Source organism: uncultured Lactobacillus sp. (assembly GCF_902491705.1).
In the GTDB taxonomy this organism is placed as follows: Bacteria; Bacillota; Bacilli; order Lactobacillales; family Lactobacillaceae; genus Lactobacillus.
In genome coordinates, this window is record NZ_CABUIW010000104.1 from 1 (window position 1) to 2,094 (window position 2,094).

Genomic DNA, 2,094 nt, shown 5'->3' on the forward strand with positions numbered 1-2,094 from the left:
TCCTGTCAACGAATCACCACTATGGTAATCCATCAACAAGATTTAGTGTAGAGCCGCTTTTATTAATTATCAAAAAAATTCCCATCTATATTTATAAAGGGTTATCATAACAATTGAAATATTGATTAACTGACCTTTAATTGTCAAATTATTTACGTTCTAAGATGACTAATATAGATAATTTGGCTAATTATCCATGTAATTTTTGTTGCAACGTATCACCAATGCCATCTACCTTCTTAGCAGCCAAGACGGTGCCGCCGATGAGAACACCACCTACAATGAGCGTAGAAGCGATCATAAACTTAAATACACTTTTCAAAACGTCCATAAAATTCCCCCTTACTTTTTACCGGTTCGACCAACAACTAATGAAACAATCAGAACTAAAATAATTGCCCCGATGATCGATGGTATCAATGCCATGCCAGCTAATGAAGGGCCCCAAGTGCCAAGGAGCCCTTGGCCAATCCATGCACCAATCAAACCAGCTACGATGTTTGCAATCCAGCCCATAGCAGCACCACGGTTAGTGATTGCGCCAGCAATGGCACCAATGATTGCCCCGACGATTAATGACCAAATAAGTCCCATATTTACTCACTCCCTTAGTTAACACGACTAGATTTATTGTCAGACGTTACTTTATCAACGCTGTCACTTAATGTTTCCTTCGATTTATTTGCGCCCTTACTAAAGGCTTCCTTCGTTTTATCTGTAGCATCGCTCACGCGATCTTGCAGAGAAGTCGAATCTTTTTCATGTTGCTCCTTTGTCTTGACATCAACAACATTCACATTTACCTCAATTACTTCTAAGTCGGTCATATTCTTTACTTCCCGAACGATAACATTTTTGATCTTGTCATACAGTTTAGAAATATCAATGCCGTATTCAGCAACAATGTCTAGATCCACTGCAACCTGCTTTTTTCCAACCTCTACATCAATTCCTGATGTGACATCGGAAGTATTAACTAGTTTTTCAGCAACATTTGCGAAAAAGCCGCCATCTACGGTTAATAAGCCATCTACTTCAGAAAGTGAGATACCAATTATTTTTTGAATAACCTTATCATCAAATGTTAAATTGCCTTTAACACCAGACTTTTCGTTAGTTGTTGTTTTTTCACTTGGTGTTCCATTCTGCATAATTTTTCCTCCTTATAATTCAAACAGTTATTTAAAAACATTTGTTAAGATACCAGTTTTTTGAATACAATAACCCGCGCTAATCCCGATTGCCATAAAAATCAAAACAAAAAGCGTCTTGAAAAATCCAAAAGTGATGATAAGGACCGCTAAGAGCAATCCTATAATTCCACCAATTAGTGGCCAAAAATAGTCTTTAATGAGTTCGGTCACGTTATCACCTCCTAGACAACTCGAGATTGATGCACATTAGCGTCCGACTCATTGAAATCAACGAGTCGGATTTTTATTTTTTTCTGTTCAGAAATTCCAAGACAAATACGCAAATCTTTTTTTAATTGATTGAGAAAATTTGCAGTCTGTTTCTTGGCATTGACTGAATTTAGTAGATCACCCGATATTTTAAGTGTGATCCTTTTTCGTGATAACTTAGCTGATACCTTGGGGTTACCAATAAAGGGTTCATGTTGAAGTGCTGAAAGAGCAAAATGCTCAATAGCTTTCTTACTGATGGTAACTTGACCATCAGACTTTTGATGAAGATATAATGACTGTGACCGTGGCCAAAAAAGTGTGATAATCAATAAAACAATTAACACCGCCGCCAGAATTATCCCACTCCAAAAAAGGTATATCGGTTCGTACTGATCCAACCAATCAAACTTTAATTGCATGGGTGTGCTAGTGCCAATGGCCGTTGACCAATTTTTAAAGACAAGAACTATGGACAAAGGAAATGCAAGGATAATAACAACTACTATTAAAGCCTTAAATATAACTCGCAAATCATCACCACCTTTACCATCATTGTAGCAGGACAGTAGTGATAATGGAATTATATGCACTTATGAGAAACCAATTAAAATTTTTATTTGACTAAACCAATCTGGGGTCAAGTCCAAAATGTTGGTGTAAATTAAATTCCGCGAATTTATCATTTCAC

Annotated in this window: 5 protein-coding genes; all 5 read right to left on the minus strand. The window is 36.8% G+C overall.

Annotated elements, in window-relative coordinates:
* Positions 1 to 190: 190 nt before the first annotated feature.
* From RDN22_RS11250 to amaP, 5 genes are read right to left on the minus strand one after another with little or no spacing between them, the layout of a single operon-like run.
* On the minus strand, positions 191 to 331 hold the full coding sequence (locus RDN22_RS11250) for a hypothetical protein (protein ID WP_003681696.1): 141 nt from the start codon (positions 329 to 331) through the stop codon (positions 191 to 193).
* Between the two features lie 11 nt (positions 332 to 342).
* Positions 343 to 594: a GlsB/YeaQ/YmgE family stress response membrane protein gene (locus RDN22_RS11255; protein WP_003681701.1), complete on the minus strand. Its 252-nt coding sequence runs from the start codon at positions 592 to 594 to the stop codon at positions 343 to 345.
* A gap of 14 nt (positions 595 to 608) precedes the next feature.
* A complete protein-coding gene (locus tag RDN22_RS11260; protein WP_003681703.1) occupies positions 609 to 1,151 on the minus strand; it encodes an Asp23/Gls24 family envelope stress response protein in 543 nt (180 codons plus the stop codon).
* A 27-nt stretch (positions 1,152 to 1,178) separates the two neighbouring features.
* Positions 1,179 to 1,364 carry a DUF2273 domain-containing protein gene (locus RDN22_RS11265; RefSeq protein WP_003681705.1) on the minus strand — a complete coding sequence of 62 codons (186 nt, stop codon included), beginning with the start codon at positions 1,362 to 1,364 and terminating at the stop codon, positions 1,179 to 1,181.
* 11 nt (positions 1,365 to 1,375) lie between these two features.
* Complete coding sequence (gene amaP, locus RDN22_RS11270; RefSeq protein WP_003684975.1) at positions 1,376 to 1,936, minus strand: alkaline shock response membrane anchor protein AmaP; 561 nt, start codon at positions 1,934 to 1,936, stop codon at positions 1,376 to 1,378.
* Between the last annotated feature and the right edge of the window lie 158 nt (positions 1,937 to 2,094).